This window comes from Bacillus sp. AK124, from assembly GCF_053903085.1.
Genome location: NZ_CP096378.1, coordinates 354,884 through 373,535, shown reverse-complemented (window position 1 = coordinate 373,535; position 18,652 = coordinate 354,884). Strand labels below are relative to the sequence as shown.

Genomic DNA, 18,652 nt, shown 5'->3' with positions numbered 1-18,652 from the left:
CTTCTTTAAGGTCTTAATTTTGAAACCGGTGTTCCGCCTATGCCCCAGTGGCTTTTAGGAATTTCGGTGACAAGAACACGGACGTTTTCCCTCGGAGCATCAAGGGTGGCGCTCAACGTTTCCGTCACTTTTTGAATGACTTCCTCGACCTTTTCAGGCGGCCGGCCTTCTAATAATTGAATATGAACGATCGGCATATGATCACCTCAGGTTATGATTGGACTGAAAATGATACATCTCCTAGTCCTTCTACTTGTGCTGAAACGCGGTCGCCCGGCTGCAGCATGACAGCTCCCGTTACACCGCCCGTTAAAATGATGCTTCCGGCCGCAAGCTTTTGTTTCTTCCTGGAGAGCATATTGGCGAGCATGGCCGCCGAATTTGCGGGATGTCCGACAACTGCTGCACCAGTGCCCTGCTCTTTGACCTCGCCGTTTATCACTAAAGAGACTTTTGCTTCATCAAGCTTGAAATGGTCCGGCATCTTCACTTTTTCACCTAACACCACCCTTGAAGATGACGCATTGTCCGCAATGACATCAGGCAGGGTAAATGAGAAGTTTTCATAACGGCTGTCAATCACTTCAAGAACGGGAATCAATTCAGCAACGGCTTCAAGGACCTTCTCCTTTGTAACACCCGGCCCTTCAATATCCTTTCCAAGCACAAAAGCAATCTCGGCTTCAACCTTCGGGTGAATCAGCTCGTTCATCCGGATGCTTCCGCCGTTTGGTACGATCATATCTTCAAAAATATAACCGTAGATCGGCTCCTCGACGTTCATCTGCTCCATTTTCGCCCGGCTTGTCAGGCCCATTTTCGGACCGATAATGCCGTTGCCATCCCATAATTTCAGTTGAATCAGTTCTTCTTGAATCGCATACGCCTCTTCGACGGTCAGCTCCGGGTAGTCCTTTGTGATTCTTTCAACCTCGCGCTTCTCTGTTTCAGCAAGATACAAGAGGCGCGCCGTATCCTTCAATGCTGTGGCATTCATCCGTTTTCCTCCTTTTACAGCTTGATGCAAATATTGGTTAATTCGCTGAAGAATTCGAGGCTGTGAATGCCTCCTTCTCGTCCGAGCCCGCTCTGTTTCATGCCGCCAAACGGTGTCCGAAGATCGCGGAGAAACCAGCTGTTGACCCATACCATGCCCGATTCGATTTGCCCGGCTACGCGGTGCGCCCGGCGGAGGTCGTTCGTCCATACGGTCGCGCTTAATCCGTAATGTGTATCATTAGCCTGTGCAATAACTTCCTCCTCTTCGTCGAACGGAATCACCGTCACGACCGGCCCGAAGATTTCTTCTTTGATGAGCCTGGAATTGCGGGAAAGTCCGGTGATAATCGTCGGTTCAAGAAAGCAGCCGGATTCCTGTCCTTCAGGGCGTTTTCCTCCGGTTAAAATAACGCCGCCTTCCCGTTTGGCCAATTCGATGTAGTTCATCACACGCTCGGTGTGTTCAGAAGAAATTAAGGCGCCGATATTCGTATCCGGATCAAAAGGATCGCCGACTTTGAGCTCTTTCGTTTTCTCAACGAACTTGTTCAGAAATTCGTCATACGCTTCCCGCTCGACATAGATGCGGGAGCCGCTCATACATACTTCGCCCTGGTTGACGAAACTCGATTTCAATGAGATGCTGACGGCTTCCTCCATGTCGGCATCGGCAAAAATAATATTCGGGTTCTTTCCTCCCAATTCAAAGGAAAGTTTCTTTAATGTTTTCGAAGCAGCTTCCATAATGATTTTGCCGGTTGTCGTTTCTCCCGTGAAAGATATCGCATCAACATCGAGATGCTCAGAAAGCGCAGCGCCGGCGGAATCAGGCCCAAACCCGTGGACGATGTTGACGACTCCGTCAGGCATTCCTGCATCATGGCAGATTTCCCCGAGGAGCGTGGCTGTCAGCGGCGTCAGTTCAGCCGGTTTGATGACGGCTGTATTTCCCGCCGCCAGACAAGGCGCCAATTTCCACGTCAGCAAAAGCAGCGGCAAGTTCCACGGATTGATCAGCCCGACGACGCCGACCGGACGGCGGATCGCATAATTGATTGCAAGATCGTCAGTTTGATAAGCTTCTGTTCCGGCTCCTCTCATAAAATCCGCAAAAAAATGAAAGTTGAAAGCAGCCCGCGGAATATCTAAATTACTTGAGAGCGAAAGCGGCTTCCCCGTATCCAATGTCTCGAGCCTTGCCAGTTCGTCTTTACGCTCAAGTATGATGTCGCCGACCTTTCTGATGATCCGAATCCTTTCGTCAGCGGTCATGTTTTTCCAGCGTCCGTTTAAAGCACGCCTTGCGGCCGCGACTGCAAGATCGACCTCTTTTTTGCCTCCTTCCGCAACGCTCCCGATGATTTCCTGTGTAGCCGGATTGATATTGTCAAACGTACTGCCGTTCTCTGAAGGAAAGTACCTGCCGTTTATGTAGTGCTGACAGTCAAAAGGTTTTACGAGTTTTGCCGATGGGGTCTGAACATTCATATTCTACAAACATCCTCCTTTTCAAATCCTTTCCATTAAGTTAAATGATTTTAAACGACAAGAAAACAGCAATGTTCCTCTATGCGGAACAACTCAGACATTTTTTCCGAAAATTTGATATTTTCCGCTTTTTTATTTTTAAAATCATGTTATATTATGGAATAAAAGGCAACGAAAACAAGGGAGAGAGTTGAGGAACCTATGACTGTTGAGACAAAGGACCACCAGCTGCTCGGTTCAGTAAAAAATGCACTTCGTCTGCTTCAATCGTTTACATTAGAGACACCGGAAAAGAAACTAACCGAACTCGCCTCATCGCTCGGCCTCGGAAAAAGCACAGTATCGCGCCTTTTGACTACATTGGAAAGCGAAGGGTTTGTCATGAAGGACCCGGAATCCAGAAGATACAAGCTCGGCTTATCGGTTCTGAAGTTAAACACCATTGTCAACTCCACTCTTGAAATCAACCGCGAATCCCAGCCGGTCCTCAAACGGCTGACAGAAGAGACCGGCGAAACGTCGCATATTGCGATGCGACGCGATCTAAGCGTCGTTTATCTCAATCGGACGGAATGCCCCCGCCCTGTCGAACTTCTCTCATATATCGGGCGGCAAAACCCGATGCATTGCACAAGCTCGGGCAAGGTGCTTCTCGCCTTTGACGAAGACGGCATATTGGATGAGTATGTGAAGGAAGGCTTGAAAAGCTGTACAAAACAAACGATTACAGACGAGGACAAATTGAGGGAGGCGTTGAAAACCGTTAAAGAAAACGGGTTTGACGTCAGTTGCGGGGAATTCATTGATGGTGTCACATCCATCTCAGCTCCCATCAGAAACCACGCGGGCCGAGTGTTGTACGCCGTCAGTGTCGTAGGTCCGGCAGAACGCATAAAGGCCCGGCAGGCGAAAATCGCATACCAAGTGAAAAAAGCGGCCCGGGATATTTCCGAAAGAATCGGGTACTGGAAACGAATATAAAAATTGGGGGAATCGGCTTTGTATGATCTTCACACGCACTTTATACCGCACGATGTGCTGCTTTGGCTGGACGACAATGAAAAGAAGGTCCACGCCGTCCGCAAAAAAAAGGATGGCCGCCAAGCGGAGTTTTTGACGGTCAATCACAAATGGGGCTTTGAATTAAAAGAGCTGTTCTACCAGGAAGCTTTATATTTGGAAGCCCAGCAGGAAGCCGGCGTCTCACACTCATTGGTATCGCCGGTTCCCCAGCTTTTCCTTTACGATCTCGCCGAAGAAATCACAGACGAATTGTCCTTTGTATACAACAAAGCGCTTGCCGGATGGGTTAAAAAACACGACGGCCGCCTTTCAGGCCTCGGCACCGTCCCGCTGAACAGCCCTTTAAAGGCGAGCGAGCGCCTGAATGAAGCGATGAACAACGGCCTTAAAGGAGCAATTATCGGCCCCGGCGCTTCGCAAATGCTTCTCTCAGACGAAGCATTTACACCGTTTTGGGAAACGGCTGACAGAAGAAAAGCGATTATCTTTATCCATCCGCTCCTTTCTGAAGATCCGCGGCTTCGCCGCAGGATGCTGCCAAATTTGATCGGCGTTCCGTGGGAAACGACAATTTGCGCCGCTGATCTTTTGTTAAGCGGGTTTACAGACCGTTTTCGCAATGTGAAAATTCTGCTGGCGCACGGCGGCGGCTTTTTGCCCTATCAGATCGGAAGACTGGACAAAGGATATGACAAATGGGCCGGCGTTTCTTCATCGCTTTCGGCGCCGCCGCGCGAATATTTGCGGAAGTTTTGGTTTGACAGCGTGCTGTGGGAGAAAGAAAGCGCGGCATATTTAAAGAAGCTCATCGGAGAAGACCGCCTTGTTCCGGGTTCCGATTTTCCTTTTGACCTTTGTCAGTGGCCGCCTCTCGATCCCGGTCGGAAAGGGGCGGAATCTCTGCTGAATGTAGCGATTGAAGCATAAAAAAAGGCGAACCTCTTCAGGTTCACCTTTTTCAAAAACAAATTACAGCGCTTGAACTGCCGTAATCAGCGCAAGATTATAAACGTCTTCAGCGTTGCATCCTCTGGAGAGGTCGTTTACAGGCATGTTCAGCCCTTGCAGAATCGGACCGACCGCTTCGAAGTTGCCGAGGCGCTGAGCGATTTTATAGCCGATGTTCCCCGCTTCAAGGCTTGGGAAAACAAATACGTTTGCATCACCTTTAATGACGGAGTCCGGCGCTTTTTTCTCGGCGACAGATGGAACGAATGCCGCATCAAATTGGAATTCGCCGTCCAGTGTAAGCTCAGGCGCTTTTTCTTTGGCGATCGCAACCGCATTGGCTACCTTTTCAGTTTCGTCTGATTTTGCAGAGCCTTTTGTTGAAAAGCTGAGCATGGCGACACGAGGGTCAATGTTGAACATTTTCGCTGTGTTCGCACTTTCGATTGCAATTTCCGCAAGGTCCTGACTGTCAGGCGCAATATTGATCGCACAGTCTGCGAATACATACTGCTCATCGCCGCGCGCCATGATAAACACGCCGGAAGTTTTCTTCACGCCTTCTTTTGTTTTAATAATTTGCAGCGCAGGGCGAACCGTATCCGCTGTTGAATGAGCCGCACCGCTGACAAGACCGTCGGCAAGCCCTTTATAAACAAGCATCGTTCCAAAATAGTTCTCATCTAAAAGGATTTGGCGGGCCTGTTCTTCCGTCGCTTTTCCTTTGCGGCGTTCAACGAAAGCCTGAACAAGGTCTTCCATTCCTTCGTATGTATGAGGATCGTATATGTCAACGCCATCCAGCGTCAAATTCAACCCGTTCGCTTTATCTTTGATTTCCTGCTCGTTTCCCACAAGGATCGGCTTTAATACGTTGTTTCCGGCCAAATCGTTGACAGCTTTGAGAATGCGCTCGTCCATACCTTCCGGAAATACGATTTTAACTCCTTTTCCTGCTACTTTTTCCTGCACTGTTGTAAATAGATCTGCCACTATATACCCTCCTTGAAAGTGTCACAAATACTTCATTTCTCTATTAAGCATACTCTTTTGTGATATAAATTCAATCCTTCTGTATTTTATTATAATGCTTTCACTTTTTAAACGCTTTTTTTAAATTAATTTAAGTGCGGCAGGGTTTAAACACTTCTATTAGTATATAACAGCCTTTCCCAGTTATACGACAGATCGTCACCTTTTGTTCAAATCTTCTAAACGGATAAAACGCGGCAAACTATGATATGATGAAGGCAAGTACATACAAATTGGGAGTGATTTCAAAATGAGCGAACAGCAAAAAACGAACGAAGCCGCCCAAACGCTTGACGGCTGGTATGCCCTTCACGATTTCCGGACAATGGACTGGTCCGCATGGAAAATGCTTTCAAGCGATGAGCGCCAGATCATTATCAGCGAATTTACAGGTCTTCTCGAAAAATGGGGAGCTGCTCAAAAAGAAGGAAACGGCAGCCACACGCTATACAGCATCGTCGGCCAAAAAGCGGACTTCATGCTGATGATTTTGCGTCCTACGATGGAGGAATTAAATCAAATTGAACTTGAGTTCAATAAATCCAAACTCGCTGAATACACGATACCTGCTTATTCATACGTATCCGTTGTCGAGCTGAGCAACTATATGGGAAGCGGCGAGGGAGACCCTTACGAAAATCCGCAAGTGCGTGCGCGCCTGTACCCTGAGCTCCCGAACGCCAAATATGTCTGCTTCTATCCGATGGATAAAAGAAGATCGGGCGATGACAACTGGTACATGCTGTCTATGGAAGAGAGAAGAAGCTTGATGCGCAGCCACGGGATGATCGGCCGCGGCTATGCGGGCAAAGTGAAACAGATTATTACCGGCTCAATCGGATTTGACGATTATGAGTGGGGTGTCACGCTCTTTTCAGATGATGTGCTCCAGTTCAAAAAGCTCGTCTATGAAATGCGCTTCGATGAAGTAAGCGCCCGGTACGGTGAATTCGGTTCATTCTTTGTCGGCAACCGCCTCGCAAATGAACAGCTGCCTGCATTTTTGCATGTGTAATGATAAAAAGCTCCAAAGACCTCGGTCTTTGGAGCTTTTTTTCCTATTACTTGCAGTTACACGGCTGTGTAGGCGGAGTCGCCCTTTTTTGCACCTCGATTGAAGATTCGGCATAGAAAGTCGATCCGAGCCCCAGCACTCTGTTCTCCGCCCGGAATGTATACTTTCCTGCGGCAGGCAGCGTTTTGTTTGCCAGCACAAGCTTAAACTCCGCAATACCCAACAGATCAATTGTAAGCGGCAGCCTTACCGTTTTTCCGTTATTCAAAATTTGCCCTGTAGTCAACGCTCTTCCGTTCACGGTATCTTTCGTTGTTGCGGAAAATCCCGACGGCAATGTAAATTCAACCGTTCCCAGCGCCAGGATTGAATTCGGACGATACGTCAGCTCAATATCCGAGAACGACCACTCCTGTTTGCTGGCACCTGTTATAGTCGCATACAAGGAAGCGTTCGCAGCCGGGCGGTAGACAGATTCAGTTTTGGTTGTCTGAGCGCTAGCCTGGAACGAAGGCAGAAAAATCGAAACCATCATCACGAGACTAACCGCCAAGATTGACAATTTAGAACGATACATTCTTTTCAACACAGCAATTCCCCCTAGTCATCATTTTTTTCATCATTCGTCATGACGAAAGCGTACAAGAAAGGCAACATCAAGCAACGCCTTCTTCCCAAAGCGCCGGCACTTTGGTGATTTCTATTAAAAACTACCATTTTTTCAACAGGTAGTAAATGTTTTCCATGTCATATTTTTAAAAGAAATGCAAAATAATAGAATTTAACCAGGCGTTGCTCCTCTTGATTTTCTTCGCTGTTCTTTAGTAAAGGACAAAAGACCCGTCCGCATTCCTTCTCTTCATTCTCCTGATTTTTGTTGACAAACGGTGTATCTGGCTGTACATTATTGACATTATTGAAACATGACCATCTGCGTTTAAATTTGAAATCACCTTGCTTTTTCTCCATTCATGTTTTGACTGAATGGATGAAGAAAGGAACGAAAAAATGCCTAAATTGGTTTCTTCAAATCTTGTAAAAGGTAAGATCATCAATATTAGTCCGCCGCAGACGCTGGCGCTCAGTTTCTTGATTATCATTGCCATCGGCGCCTGTTTATTGAAGCTGCCCGGCGCATCCACTACTTACATCTCATGGGTGGATGCTTTATTCACGGCCACCTCTGCAACTACGGTAACTGGGCTTGTTGTTGTCGATACAGGGGCAGATTTTACGGTTTTCGGACAAACAGTTATTATGTGCCTGATTCAAATCGGCGGACTCGGCTTAATGACGTTTGCCGTTCTCGTCATCATGATGATCGGCAAAAAAATCGGCCTGCAGCAGCGGATTCTCGTTCAAGAAGCATTTAACCAGACTTCTTTAGGCGGACTTGTCCGCCTGGTCAAGCATTTGTTTATTTTCACCATTGTCATAGAATTTGTGGCATTTTTGATCCTTTCGATCAGATGGGTTCCTGAATACGGTTTGCAAAAAGGCTTGTTTCATAGTTTGTTTAACACGATTTCAGCCTTTAACAATGCGGGGTTCTCCCTGTGGCCGGACAACTTGTCTCAATATGTGGGCGACCCGATTGTCAACATTGTCATCACAGGCCTTTTCATTACAGGGGGTATCGGCTTTACCGTTCTGCTGGATTTATGGACAAAGCGAAACTTCCGGACATTATCGCTGCATTCCAAGCTCATGATCGTTGGAACATTGATCATCAATACGACAGCCGCCTTGCTGATTTTTATTTTGGAATACTCGAATCCAGGTACGCTCGGCGGACTGCCTTTAGCCGACAAAATGTGGGGCGCTTACTTCCAGGGTGTGACACCGAGAACTGCCGGATTCAATACGCTTGATATCGCCCAGATGACAACGCCGTCCCTCCTGTTAACCATCGTTTTGATGTTTATCGGAGCCGGAAGCGCGTCAACAGGAAGCGGAATTAAACTGACAACGTTTATCGTGATGATCTTGGCGACGATCACCTTTTTAAGGGGAAAAAGCGAGACGGTTGTGTTCAAAAGGGCGATTAAAATGAAAACCATTTTAAGAGCTTTGGCCATCATTGTGATCAGTTTTTTATTCGTGCTTTTCGCATTATTTATATTGACGATCACAGAGAATGCTCCATTTTTGGAAATCGTCTTTGAAGTATTTTCCGCTTTTGGAACGGTCGGCCTGTCGATGGGACTGACACCTGATTTAACGACCGCAGGCAAAGCGGTTATCATGATGATGATGTTTATCGGCCGCGTCGGGCCTCTCACTATGGCGTTTACGCTGGCCAAGCCGAAGAAGGCGCCGATCCGCCATCCTGAAGATGAAGTGATCACAGGTTAATATGCAGAAAGACCGCTCTTTTCACGAGCGGTCTTTTTGTTTTTCTCTTTCCAACATGATGTGTCGTCATATTCCATCCCGCCCGTTCATACTGTAAAAGGGATGGGAAATATTGATCTATCATCTTGAGTCTTTTACAGCCGGATCGTCTTCATAGCAGCACTTTATCATTCCTCATGTATGGACGGTAGGCATGACTTTGACACAATGAAATGAGGAGGAACGAGATGAAATTTAAAAAAAATCAGATTCAGCCGCTTCAGGAGCTTGAAATGCCGGATTTCCGGCAGCAAATGGGGCCCAACCCTTATCCGCAGATGGGGCAGATGGGGCAAATGTACCAGCAGCATGGACAGCAGCCTTTCACCCAAACGGGGGGGCAGCAATCGTATCAGCAGCCCGGCCCACAGCTGTTCCAGCCGCAGCCGGCAGGAGTCCAGGTCCCTCCGATGCCTTCAGCACAGCAGACTTCACCGAGTATCCCCGGCATGCTGCCGCTTGAGCAATCCTACATTGAAAATATTTTGCGGCTCAATCGCGGAAAAGTGGCAACCGTATATATGACATTTGAAAACAATCCGGAATGGAATGCGAAAGTCTTTCGGGGAGAAATTGAAGCAGCCGGCCGCGACCACATTATTTTAAGCGACAGAAAAACAGGCACACGCTATTTGCTGCTGATGGTGTATCTTGACTATATTACGTTTGATGAGCCGATCACTTATGATTATCCGTATTCAATGGCCTCATATACCCCAAGATAAAGGTTCGGTTTCATTAAAACCGAACCCTTTTTTTATAGATATTAAGCAAAGTTTCTCACATCATTATTACGTTTGAATTTGTAAATAACGATGAGGAAAAAGACAGCAGCGAAAGCAAACAGGATCATGATATTCAAATACAGACCTTGAAGCTGCTGTCCCTCCTGCAATTTTGCCAGCGTATCCAGCACCCACCGCTGCGGAAGAAAGTCCGCGATACGCTGTGCGAAAGACGGCATGATTTCAATCGGCCAAAAACATCCGGACAGCATGATCGTCGGCATAAATATTAAATTTCGCAATACCCCGGATGACTTAGAGCTATTTGCAAAGACGACGGTGATCAGCGCCAGGCCGACCGCGCTTAGCGCAAAAATCAACAGCACCGCTGCCATCTCCCAAAATGAGATGCCAGTCTCCATCCGGAACACATATTTCACCATTATCAATGTTAAAAAGATTTGGCATGCGATGACAGACATACTGACGGCCACATTGGACATAACGTACTGTCTTGCCGTTATCGGTGTGGTCAAAAGCCTGAAATACGTTCTGTTCTCTTTTTCCTTCACTAACAGTTCGGTCAAGCTTCCCGCTGAAAAAAGCATCGCCATCAGAAGAAAACCGACCGTCCGCTCCGTCATGTTTCTATTTTTCGCCGTGTCTTCAACCGTATATGTTTTGACACCCGTTTCAGAACTCCGGTAATTTTTATACATTTCCTCAAAACGCTTTTCATTCCCCTGCGCCGATTTGCCGATTGCGGCGATATTATCAATGTAATGATAAACATACGATTTCACAAACCCGGTGATTTCAGCGCCTTTGACAGATGCAATGGCGATATGAGCCGGTTCTCCGCTCTGCACGCTTTGAGAAAAGCCTTGTTCAAACGTAATGACGCAATCAAGCTCCCCTGACGCAATTTGACTTTTCCCTTCTGCTTCACTGACCGCGCTGATGTTGACATTCTCGATCCCCTTCAAAAAATCCTTAGTATCTTCGGCGATTCGTCCGCCGTCATGATTGATAATTCCGACGCGCAAATCTGTCTTGTCCATGCTTCCCTCTGTTAAAAGCGATACGAATATGCCTAGCAAGGGCAGACATACGAACAGAAAGATATTGATTTTCTTTTTGAAGGTGACATTCAGTGTGTTTTTGACAAGCCATAGCATTTCTTTCATCTTACAGCCCCTCCCTTCTCTGCAATGAGACAACGGCAATCAGCAGAAATAACAGGGATAAACCGATGTTCAGCAAGATTACGGGCAGCCCCGCCGCTAGATCGTCCGCAAATATAATGTTCATAATAGCTTCGTTCGTCCATGTGAGCGGAGACAGGTCTTTGATCAAAGCTAAAACACCTTCCGCACCCTCGACAGGAAAATAAGCGCCTCCGAAAAATGCAACCAGCGGAATCAACACGTTAATGATCGCCACTGCCGCTTCCCCCGTTCTCGTCAAATAACTGACGCCAAGGCCGAGGCATACGGCAAACAATACGATGCTGAACAGCACGGCCGCCACAAGGGCGAGATGATCTCCCCAGTACGCTTTAAATACGTATTTGCTGAATATGACGACGGCAAAAATACATAATCCGTTTGTCACAAGATTGCCAATCAGCTTGCCGGCAAAAATCTCGCCTTTATGAACCGGCGCCGCGATCAGCCGGTCGGCTGTTTTTCCAAGCCGCTCTCCCCTTATTAAATAACTGGCGCTTAGTGCACTGTAAAGCGCGATCAGAGTGGTCATGGTAACCGCGTAATAATCCATGGAGTTGGGCTTTCTGTCTGAGCTGAGAGACGTCTCCTTGATATAATGGTCGCCAGGTATGTCCCCGAGCACGGCACCCGCTTGCTCAGGAGCGGCTTTGATGATCTCTTGTGCGGCATTGTACCGGTTTGCAAACGCGGTCAGCATTCCTTGAATAATGCTGTTTTTCATACTGTTTTTATCCATTTGGTAAAGCTTGATGCCGCTGTTTTCGATCTCAAGGTAAGCATCGTAGTTCCCTTGTTTGATTTCTTGTTTTCCATCCGTATCAGACAATATTTTTTTAAAATGAACGCCGGATGTTTTCGCTTCTTTTGCGAATGTTTTAAAACCTTCCGAAAACGCTCCGTCAGCCTTGTCTTTATACAGAACATGAACCTCGCCGACCGCTGCTGTTTGCTGATCGAAAGCGTTCGTCAGCGCGGTGCCTAAAATCATAATCAGTACAATCGGAAATGCCAGCATAAAAAGGAATGTCCGCTTGTCCCGAAAAGCCGATACAATTTCTTTTTTCGCAATGATGAGTGTATTCAAACCATGGCCCCCTTTCTAATCGCGCAACTGTCTTCCGGTCAAGGTCAGGAACACGGTTTCCAAATTAGGCGCTTTTTCTTCCAATGAACGAATCTCGGCCCCGTTTTTCATCAGCTTCTCAATAATCTGGTTTAAATTATTGACACCTGCATCCGAGTTGATTTTGATCGTATTGTCTTCAAGAGCAGCCGCCTCCACGCCGCTGATCGTTTTCAGTTCGCCGATATCGACATTTTCCGCCGATTTAAGAACGACCTGAATATCTTTCGTGTTGGTAATGATCGATTTCAGCTGCTCCTTCGTTCCTTCGGCGATAATTTTTCCATGATCCACGATGGCGATCCGCGTACAGATCTCTTCAACTTCTTCCATATAATGGCTGGTGTAAATAATCGTGCAGCCCATCGCATTTAACTTTTTGACGGATTCCAAAATATAATTTCTCGAATGCGGATCAATCCCCACCGTTGGTTCATCCATGATGATCAACTTTGGCCTGTGGGCGATCGCGCAGGCGATATTGAGCCTTCTTTTCATTCCGCCTGAAAAATTTTTCGGGAAGCTTTTATGCTTATCGCTTAAACCGACGAACTGCAATGCTTCTTCCACCCGATTGCGCAATTGGGCCCCGCGGAGACCATAGAGTCCGGCGAAAAACTTCACATTTTCATATGCTGTTAAATCCTCGTAAATGGCCAGATCCTGCGGGACAATGCCGATATTCATCTTGGCGAATTTGCGGTGTTTCGCAATGTTTTTTCCGAGAATCAAAATCTCGCCTTCATTGCATCTCAGCAAACTCGATATCATGTGAATGGTCGTGCTCTTTCCGGCCCCGTTTGCGCCGAGCAATCCAAATATTTCGCCCTCTTCGATCGAGAGTGATATATTGTCGACGGCAACGAAGTCGCCAAATTTTTTTGTTAGATGATGGATTTCCAATACATTCATGTTCTCACCTCATTTTGATTTCATTATAAAAAAAAGATGAATGGTGCGGCAGTGCAGCATTTCATCTTTTTCACATGAGAAAATTCATATTCAATTCATGAAATCATTCATGCTTGGGCAGCAAGGTGGTGACAGAGAAGCCGTTCGAACCGTCAACAATCACCTTTCCGTTAACAGAAGCGGCCCGTTCCTCCATCCCGATGATCCCCATCCCTTTCTTGATTTTCTGCCGCCCTTTTCCATTGTCTTTCACTTCGGCTTTAATGAGTGTATTCAGCACATGAATATAGATGGATACATGTGTCGCTTCTGCATATTTCACCGAGTTTGTCAGTGCTTCGGTGATATTTTCAAACATAATCTTCCACTGAATTTGAGAAATAACATCCAAATCGCCTTTATGCAAAAATGAAATATTCATATGATACCGCGCCGAACATTCATCGATAAACAGCTTCAATCTATGGATACCCATCTGTTCTGAGGGCGGCTTGACGCTTTTTAACGTCAATCTGATATTTTCGATCCCGTCCTTGGAGATGTTAATCGCGTTTTGCAGGAGCTCGGAAGCTTTTTCCTTGTCTATGTCAAGGACGCGCTTCGCCGCTTCGAGCTGAATCAGCGCTCCTGTCATGGAATGGCCGATTTTATCGTGTATTTCCTGGGAAAGCCGGTTCCGCTCCTCAAGCTTATACGTATATTCGGATTGTCTGATGAACTCTTTGTTTTCCCGCAGCATGTTTGTTACCTTCTCCAGGTCTCTTCTCGTTTGATCGATATGATGTTCAAGCTTTTCAATCCGCGCTGCATCTTGGCTTGCCGCCCAGTACAGCAAAAATTGAAAAGCGGCTGTCAACGCGTAGACCGCTGAGATGCTTTCATTGATAAACAAAACCGGAACGATTGAAGCGGCAAGTACCATCCACTTCGGCAGCCCGAAATCAGCTGCTCCTTCATACAGGCTAAAAGGAAGAAATAAAATAAATAGGGGGTGCACCTCTGCATAAGAAAAAATTGAAATGATGACAGACATAACAATAAAAAGCTTTTTTATTTTTCCTTCAGGTAAAATTGCAATCCCGAGGTTGATACAGGCGTAAACAAGAATGCTGAACACAAGCCACGGCAGATTGTCAATTTCCGAAGAAACGCATTGATAGATGATAAATCCCAGCAAAATCAGTTTGCCGGTCATAATCCGCAATTCCATGGTGATCCCCCAGATTAAAAGTTAACTTTTCCAGTTAAATAATAAATTGCGATTTGCGTCCGGTGTTCAAGCCCTGTTTTCCCCAAAATCGAGGAAATATAATTGGCAATCGTACCTTCAGAAATAAACAGTTCTTTCGATATTTCTTTATTGGACAGCCCTCTGGCAATCAGGGCCATAATTCCGAGCTCGCGTTCGGTAAACAGGCTTTCGTCTATTTTGGATTCCGCTTCTTTATGCTCCGCCAAATTGGATTTAATCTTGTCGAGGATGATATCCTGCATGACAGTATGGCCGTTGTACACGCTTTTAATTGCGTCTCTAATTCGCTCAGGATCGGCATTTTTCAGCAAATATCCTTTTGCTCCGTTCCGTATGGCAGCGACGATGTATTCGTCATCATCAAACGTTGTTAAAATAAAAGGCTTGGCGCCCGTTTCTGAAATGAGCCGCGCAGCTTCCACTCCATCCATGTTGGGCATGCGGACATCAAGCAGTGCAATATCCACAGCTTGGCCGCGGCAAAATTCGACCGCTTGCAAGCCATCCTCCACCGTCGCCAGCACTTCAAATTCATCATAAGTGCTCAGTATGATTTTCATACCCTCTCTTATGAATGAATTGTCATCCGCAATGATCACTTTAATTTTCATCTTTGAACGGAGACCGGTCCTCCGCCATGCACATCCCTTCTGTCAAAATGCAAAAGCCGGGTCTTTCGCCCTGTTCATAACATTAAATTACCATGAATCAGCCCCTGTTAAAATAAAAAAAAGCCAATCCTTTCAGGAGATTGGCTTTTTAGTAAGCTACAAGTATTTAACAGCTGATACAACAACCATGATCCATGCGGCAATAAACGCCACGCCGCCCAGCGGAGTAATCGCACCGAGGACGCTGATTTGCGTAAGGCTGAGGACATATAAACTTCCTGAAAATAAAACGATTCCGGCAAACATCAGCCAACCTGCCGCAGTTACGCTTCCCGCATCTGTAAGCTTTGACGCGATGAGCGCGACGGCAATTAAACCGAGCGCATGATACATATGATACTGGACGCCGGTCTGCCAGATTTGCAAATATTTCTCGGGAATTTTCCCCTCAAGACCATGAGCTCCGAACGCCCCTAAAGCAACCGCAAGCATCGCATTGACAGCACCTAAAATTAAAAATAATTTCACGATCAAATCGCCCGCCTTTCTTTTATCATCATAGCGCACACGCCTTTAATTTCAACGTTTACACATCTCATGACACGATATTGTCAAATTTCTTTTTCCGTAGCTGCATCTGTTCCGCAGCAATCGCTACAATTGTTCCAAGGACAAGCCCATTGCTTAAAATGGAAACAAAAACAGGATGCATTCCTTCCAAAGCACTTTCAGGTACAAACATGACCCCCACGCCGGCAAGGAGCGCAATCCCGGTAACAAAACGGATGCGGCCTGCCTCGTCCTTTTCATAAGAATCGAATTCGGCAAATGCCAGGCCGACCATCGTTGAAAACACGACGAAGTTCACCGCAAAGCCGACCGGAGACGGCAGGCTGGCAAAAGTATTCATGACCAGCGGGAAAAAGCTGATGACGATCACGATCAAACTCCCGAGCAAAAACGGTTTTTTCGAAGACATTCTCGTCGTTTGAATAAACCCGGCCGCCCCGGATATCGGCACCGTGCCTACAGCTCCGAGCAATCCGCTCAGCAAATGGCTGACGGAGGCGATAAATCCGGCAGGACGTGCCCGCCTCCTCTCCTCCAGCTTCTCAAACTGTCTGACCGCTCCTTCAACCACCCGTATGCTGGCGAGCATATTGACGATTAACAATACTGTAATAAATAGCGAAGTAACGACTAATCCGCTGTCAAACAGCGGCATTCCGAACGGAAAAATATCCGGAAGGCGGAACAGCTGGTTCGCATGCTCAGGCGCCTTCGCCACGCCGAATACGGCAAATAAGACCCAGCCGCCGAAAAGCGCAATTAAAATTGAATATTGCTTGAGAACCGGAATGTTTGACCGGCTCATCAGAAACGTAGCCAGCATGACCACAACCGCCAGCAAAAACACGGGTATATCGACCTCGTTTTTCCGGTAGCCGATCCCCATGACACCTTTAACGATCGGATCGCTAAGCTGGATGACCAGCAGCAGTAAATAAATGCCCGTCACAACAGGAGTAAACATCACAGCCAGCTTATCAATAACTTTAAATAAACTAAAAATAAAGAAGAAAACCGCGCTTAGCAGCATCGCTCCCTGCAGCCCCTGAAGCGTTTCAATATGAGTCGCAAATACGGTCCCTGTAAGACCGGAATAAATCGTGTACACGCCCCACCAGAGGCCGGCCGGACTCTCATTAATCGGCAGGCGGTGTCCCAATAAACATTGGATAAAAGCCGTTGTGCCGAGCACGAAAAAAGTGCTTTGAACCAGCCCAGCGGTCTCTGCCTGGTTCAGCCCGAATGACTGCCCGATTGCAATGGGCACCACGATTGCGGCCGCAATAATAAATGCCGTCCATTGTAAAGCCCCAAAAAGCAGTTTCAAGTTGATCAACCTCTCTTTTTTAAAACAGCCGACGGCGCCTAGAAATCAAAAATAGAATCTCCGTTGCCGTCATCTTCGTGCTTTTGTTTCTCTTGTTTTTTGTACTGTTCAGCACCGGCGCTCCCCATCATTTTTTCTAGCATCAGCTGGTCGCTCGATGGTTTATTGGCCGTTTGAACATAGGGTGAAGACTGGACGGACGGCCGCTGCTGCGGTTCAACAATGACGTCGCAAAGGGAGCGGATAACCGCGATGTGCATTTTCAATTCATTTTCCTGGCTGCATTCCTTTGCTTTTTTCAATTCGTCCTCCATCTTCTGCAGCAAACTTGATATATGTATGTTCATCAAATCGATCCTCCAAACCGTTTTCAGTTTCCATTTCATTTTACCAAATTAACTTCTCCCGTGCCGAATGCACTTTGCAAATATCCATTGCGAAAAATTACCTCTCCTGCTGTGAAATATCACCTTTTGCACTTTTAAAAAAGATATCTGCAGGCAAACGCAGGTGGAAAACGCCGATTTTATTACGGCTAAAAGTTGACAGCTGAAAAGGCTGTCACACATAATGAAAAAAAACTTCACTCGAATTTCTAAAAGCGAAAGGAATCAGGGAATGGCAGAACGTACACCCTCCATCGAAACGACCGTTACCGAGCAAAAGCGATATTTTTTAAGCGGGGCAACACTCGCTGTTGAAAATCGTCTGGAACAGCTCAACATTCTTAAGAATGCTGTAAAAAAATATGAACGGGACATACTTGAAGCCCTTCAGAAAGACCTTAATAAATCAGAGCACGAAGCCTATATGACGGAAATCGGCATTGTACTGGAAGAAATCCGCTTCATCAGCAGACGATTAAAAAAATGGGCCAAGCCGAAAAAGGCCAAAACGGCCGTCTCGCACATCGGTTCAAAAAGCATCGTCATTGCGGAGCCTTATGGCACGGTCCTGATCATCGCGCCATGGAACTATCCGTTTCAGCTTGCCGTTTCGCCTCTGATCGGCGCACTTGCTGCGGGGAATACGGGCGTCATCAAACCGTCAGAGCTTGCTCCCGCCGTATCCAGCGTCATATCCAAGATGATTAAGGAAATCTTTCCGCCCGAATATGTGTCCGTTATTGAGGGCGGGGTGGAGACGAATCAAGAGCTTTTGCGGCAAAAATTTGACTATATCTTTTTTACAGGCAGTGTTCCCGTGGGCAAAGTCGTCATGGAAGCCGCAGCAAAACAGCTCATTCCAGTCACACTTGAGCTTGGCGGAAAAAGCCCCTGCATCGTGCACAAGGATGCTGATCTTAAGCTTGCAGCTCAAAGGATTGTTTTCGGAAAGCTGACAAACGCAGGACAGACGTGCATTGCGCCTGATTATCTGCTCGTACACAAAGATGTGAAAAGCGGGCTGTTGCACGCTCTGAAGCAATCGATCCAAACATTTTACGGAAAAGCGCCGGAAAGCCATCCGGCGTACGGAAAAATCATAAGCGAACGTCATTTCGAACGGTTACTCCGCTTTTTACACAACGAGAATATCGTAACAGGCGGAACGTATCAAAAAGACGCACTTAAAATTGCTCCGGCCATTATCGATGAACCCGACTGGGAATCGCCGATCATGCAGGAAGAGATTTTCGGGCCGCTCCTTCCTGTCATCGGCTATGAAACAATCGAAGACGTTATCCAAATGGTTCAAAGCCGCCCTAAACCGCTCGCGCTCTATTTGTTTACGAATGAAAAACCGGTACAGAAGCACATCCTCAGCCGGATTTCATTTGGCGGGGGATGCATCAATGACACGCTGATGCACACAGCCACACCTTACCTCCCCTTCGGCGGCGTAGGCGAAAGCGGAATCGGAAGTTACCATGGGTATCACAGCTTTAAGACGTTTTCCCACGAGAAAAGCGTTTTAAAACAGACAAACCTGTTTGACATTTCATTCCGTTACCCTTCATCAAAAAACGGGCTGCGAATCATCAAAAAACTTCTCAGGTAGATA

The 18,652-nt window shown here is 46.8% G+C and carries 19 protein-coding genes; 6 read left to right on the top strand and 13 right to left on the bottom strand.

Features of this window, described 5'->3' with window-relative positions:
- Nucleotides 1–5: 5 nt before the first annotated feature.
- From M1E06_RS01780 to M1E06_RS01770, 3 genes are read right to left on the bottom strand one after another with little or no spacing between them, the layout of a single operon-like run.
- On the bottom strand, nt 6–197 hold the full coding sequence (locus tag M1E06_RS01780) for a 4-oxalocrotonate tautomerase (RefSeq protein WP_020453317.1): 192 nt from the start codon (nt 195–197) through the stop codon (nt 6–8).
- 14 nt (nt 198–211) lie between these two features.
- Complete coding sequence (locus tag M1E06_RS01775; RefSeq protein ID WP_023857037.1) at nt 212–997, bottom strand: 2-keto-4-pentenoate hydratase; 786 nt, start codon at nt 995–997, stop codon at nt 212–214.
- Nucleotides 998–1,011: 14 nt separating this feature from the next.
- Entirely contained in the window at nt 1,012–2,487 is a 1,476-nt protein-coding gene (locus M1E06_RS01770) for an aldehyde dehydrogenase (RefSeq protein ID WP_023857036.1), read from the bottom strand.
- Nucleotides 2,488–2,688: 201 nt separating this feature from the next.
- Here M1E06_RS01770 and M1E06_RS01765 point away from each other — a divergent pair, with 201 nt between their 5' ends.
- The gene (locus M1E06_RS01765; protein WP_020453320.1) at nt 2,689–3,468 is read left to right on the top strand and encodes an IclR family transcriptional regulator; all 780 of its coding nucleotides are present in this window, start codon (nt 2,689–2,691) and stop codon (nt 3,466–3,468) included.
- An 18-nt stretch (nt 3,469–3,486) separates the two neighbouring features.
- Nucleotides 3,487–4,437, top strand: coding sequence for an amidohydrolase family protein (locus M1E06_RS01760; RefSeq protein ID WP_020453321.1), 951 nt, complete (start codon nt 3,487–3,489; stop codon nt 4,435–4,437).
- A 42-nt stretch (nt 4,438–4,479) separates the two neighbouring features.
- On the opposite strand, the gene pta is transcribed toward M1E06_RS01760, so the two are convergent.
- A complete protein-coding gene (gene pta, locus M1E06_RS01755) occupies nt 4,480–5,451 on the bottom strand; it encodes a phosphate acetyltransferase (RefSeq protein ID WP_020453322.1) in 972 nt (323 codons plus the stop codon).
- Nucleotides 5,452–5,740: 289 nt separating this feature from the next.
- Here pta and hemQ point away from each other — a divergent pair, with 289 nt between their 5' ends.
- Entirely contained in the window at nt 5,741–6,505 is a 765-nt protein-coding gene (gene hemQ, locus M1E06_RS01750; RefSeq protein WP_020453323.1) for a hydrogen peroxide-dependent heme synthase, read from the top strand.
- A 46-nt stretch (nt 6,506–6,551) separates the two neighbouring features.
- Here hemQ and bslA read toward each other — a convergent pair whose 3' ends face one another.
- Nucleotides 6,552–7,091 carry a biofilm surface layer hydrophobin BslA gene (gene bslA / locus M1E06_RS01745; protein WP_023857033.1) on the bottom strand — a complete coding sequence of 180 codons (540 nt, stop codon included), beginning with the start codon at nt 7,089–7,091 and terminating at the stop codon, nt 6,552–6,554.
- A gap of 422 nt (nt 7,092–7,513) precedes the next feature.
- Between bslA and M1E06_RS01740 the strand changes: the two genes are divergently transcribed.
- Nucleotides 7,514–8,860 (top strand): TrkH family potassium uptake protein, encoded by a 1,347-nt coding sequence (locus tag M1E06_RS01740; RefSeq protein WP_020453326.1) that lies wholly within the window; start codon nt 7,514–7,516, stop codon nt 8,858–8,860.
- A gap of 227 nt (nt 8,861–9,087) precedes the next feature.
- On the top strand, nt 9,088–9,624 hold the full coding sequence (gerQ, locus tag M1E06_RS01735; protein ID WP_020453327.1) for a spore coat protein GerQ: 537 nt from the start codon (nt 9,088–9,090) through the stop codon (nt 9,622–9,624).
- Nucleotides 9,625–9,665: 41 nt separating this feature from the next.
- Here the strand turns inward: gerQ and M1E06_RS01730 are convergent, their stop codons facing one another.
- The 8 genes from M1E06_RS01730 to M1E06_RS01695 all read right to left on the bottom strand — a co-directional run bounded on the left by M1E06_RS01730 (nt 9,666) and on the right by M1E06_RS01695 (nt 16,995).
- Nucleotides 9,666–10,811 carry an ABC transporter permease gene (locus M1E06_RS01730; RefSeq protein WP_020453328.1) on the bottom strand — a complete coding sequence of 382 codons (1,146 nt, stop codon included), beginning with the start codon at nt 10,809–10,811 and terminating at the stop codon, nt 9,666–9,668.
- A gap of 1 nt (nt 10,812) precedes the next feature.
- Nucleotides 10,813–11,937: an ABC transporter permease gene (locus M1E06_RS01725; RefSeq protein WP_020453329.1), complete on the bottom strand. Its 1,125-nt coding sequence runs from the start codon at nt 11,935–11,937 to the stop codon at nt 10,813–10,815.
- Nucleotides 11,938–11,952: 15 nt separating this feature from the next.
- On the bottom strand, nt 11,953–12,888 hold the full coding sequence (locus M1E06_RS01720; RefSeq protein ID WP_023857031.1) for an ABC transporter ATP-binding protein: 936 nt from the start codon (nt 12,886–12,888) through the stop codon (nt 11,953–11,955).
- Between the two features lie 103 nt (nt 12,889–12,991).
- On the bottom strand, nt 12,992–14,098 hold the full coding sequence (locus M1E06_RS01715) for a sensor histidine kinase (protein ID WP_035337917.1): 1,107 nt from the start codon (nt 14,096–14,098) through the stop codon (nt 12,992–12,994).
- A 14-nt stretch (nt 14,099–14,112) separates the two neighbouring features.
- Complete coding sequence (locus tag M1E06_RS01710) at nt 14,113–14,751, bottom strand: response regulator (RefSeq protein WP_023857029.1); 639 nt, start codon at nt 14,749–14,751, stop codon at nt 14,113–14,115.
- A gap of 156 nt (nt 14,752–14,907) precedes the next feature.
- A complete protein-coding gene (locus M1E06_RS01705; protein WP_025810614.1) occupies nt 14,908–15,279 on the bottom strand; it encodes a DUF423 domain-containing protein in 372 nt (123 codons plus the stop codon).
- Nucleotides 15,280–15,346: 67 nt separating this feature from the next.
- Nucleotides 15,347–16,648, bottom strand: a complete 1,302-nt coding sequence (locus M1E06_RS01700; protein ID WP_023857027.1) for a purine/pyrimidine permease — start codon at nt 16,646–16,648, stop codon at nt 15,347–15,349.
- A gap of 38 nt (nt 16,649–16,686) precedes the next feature.
- Entirely contained in the window at nt 16,687–16,995 is a 309-nt protein-coding gene (locus tag M1E06_RS01695; protein ID WP_023857026.1) for a YwdI family protein, read from the bottom strand.
- Between the two features lie 271 nt (nt 16,996–17,266).
- On the opposite strand from M1E06_RS01695, the gene M1E06_RS01690 reads away from it, so the two are divergent.
- Complete coding sequence (locus M1E06_RS01690) at nt 17,267–18,649, top strand: aldehyde dehydrogenase (RefSeq protein WP_039073062.1); 1,383 nt, start codon at nt 17,267–17,269, stop codon at nt 18,647–18,649.
- Nucleotides 18,650–18,652: the final 3 nt, after the last annotated feature.

Bases quoted from the DNA above. Each gene is read 5' to 3' on its own strand.
- M1E06_RS01715 (WP_035337917.1), bottom strand. From the start codon at position 14,098: ATGGAATTGCGGATTATGACCGGCAAACTGATTTTGCTGGGATTTATC.
- M1E06_RS01730 (WP_020453328.1), bottom strand. From the start codon at position 10,811: ATGAAAGAAATGCTATGGCTTGTCAAAAACACACTGAATGTCACCTTC.
- M1E06_RS01775 (WP_023857037.1), bottom strand. From the start codon at position 997: ATGAATGCCACAGCATTGAAGGATACGGCGCGCCTCTTGTATCTTGCT.
- M1E06_RS01710 (WP_023857029.1), bottom strand. From the start codon at position 14,751: ATGAAAATTAAAGTGATCATTGCGGATGACAATTCATTCATAAGAGAG.
- M1E06_RS01720 (WP_023857031.1), bottom strand. From the start codon at position 12,888: ATGAATGTATTGGAAATCCATCATCTAACAAAAAAATTTGGCGACTTC.
- M1E06_RS01695 (WP_023857026.1), bottom strand. From the start codon at position 16,995: ATGAACATACATATATCAAGTTTGCTGCAGAAGATGGAGGACGAATTG.
- hemQ (WP_020453323.1), top strand. From the start codon at position 5,741: ATGAGCGAACAGCAAAAAACGAACGAAGCCGCCCAAACGCTTGACGGC.
- M1E06_RS01780 (WP_020453317.1), bottom strand. From the start codon at position 197: ATGCCGATCGTTCATATTCAATTATTAGAAGGCCGGCCGCCTGAAAAG.
- M1E06_RS01690 (WP_039073062.1), top strand. From the start codon at position 17,267: ATGGCAGAACGTACACCCTCCATCGAAACGACCGTTACCGAGCAAAAG.
- M1E06_RS01770 (WP_023857036.1), bottom strand. From the start codon at position 2,487: ATGAATGTTCAGACCCCATCGGCAAAACTCGTAAAACCTTTTGACTGT.
- M1E06_RS01765 (WP_020453320.1), top strand. From the start codon at position 2,689: ATGACTGTTGAGACAAAGGACCACCAGCTGCTCGGTTCAGTAAAAAAT.
- gerQ (WP_020453327.1), top strand. From the start codon at position 9,088: ATGAAATTTAAAAAAAATCAGATTCAGCCGCTTCAGGAGCTTGAAATG.
- M1E06_RS01740 (WP_020453326.1), top strand. From the start codon at position 7,514: ATGCCTAAATTGGTTTCTTCAAATCTTGTAAAAGGTAAGATCATCAAT.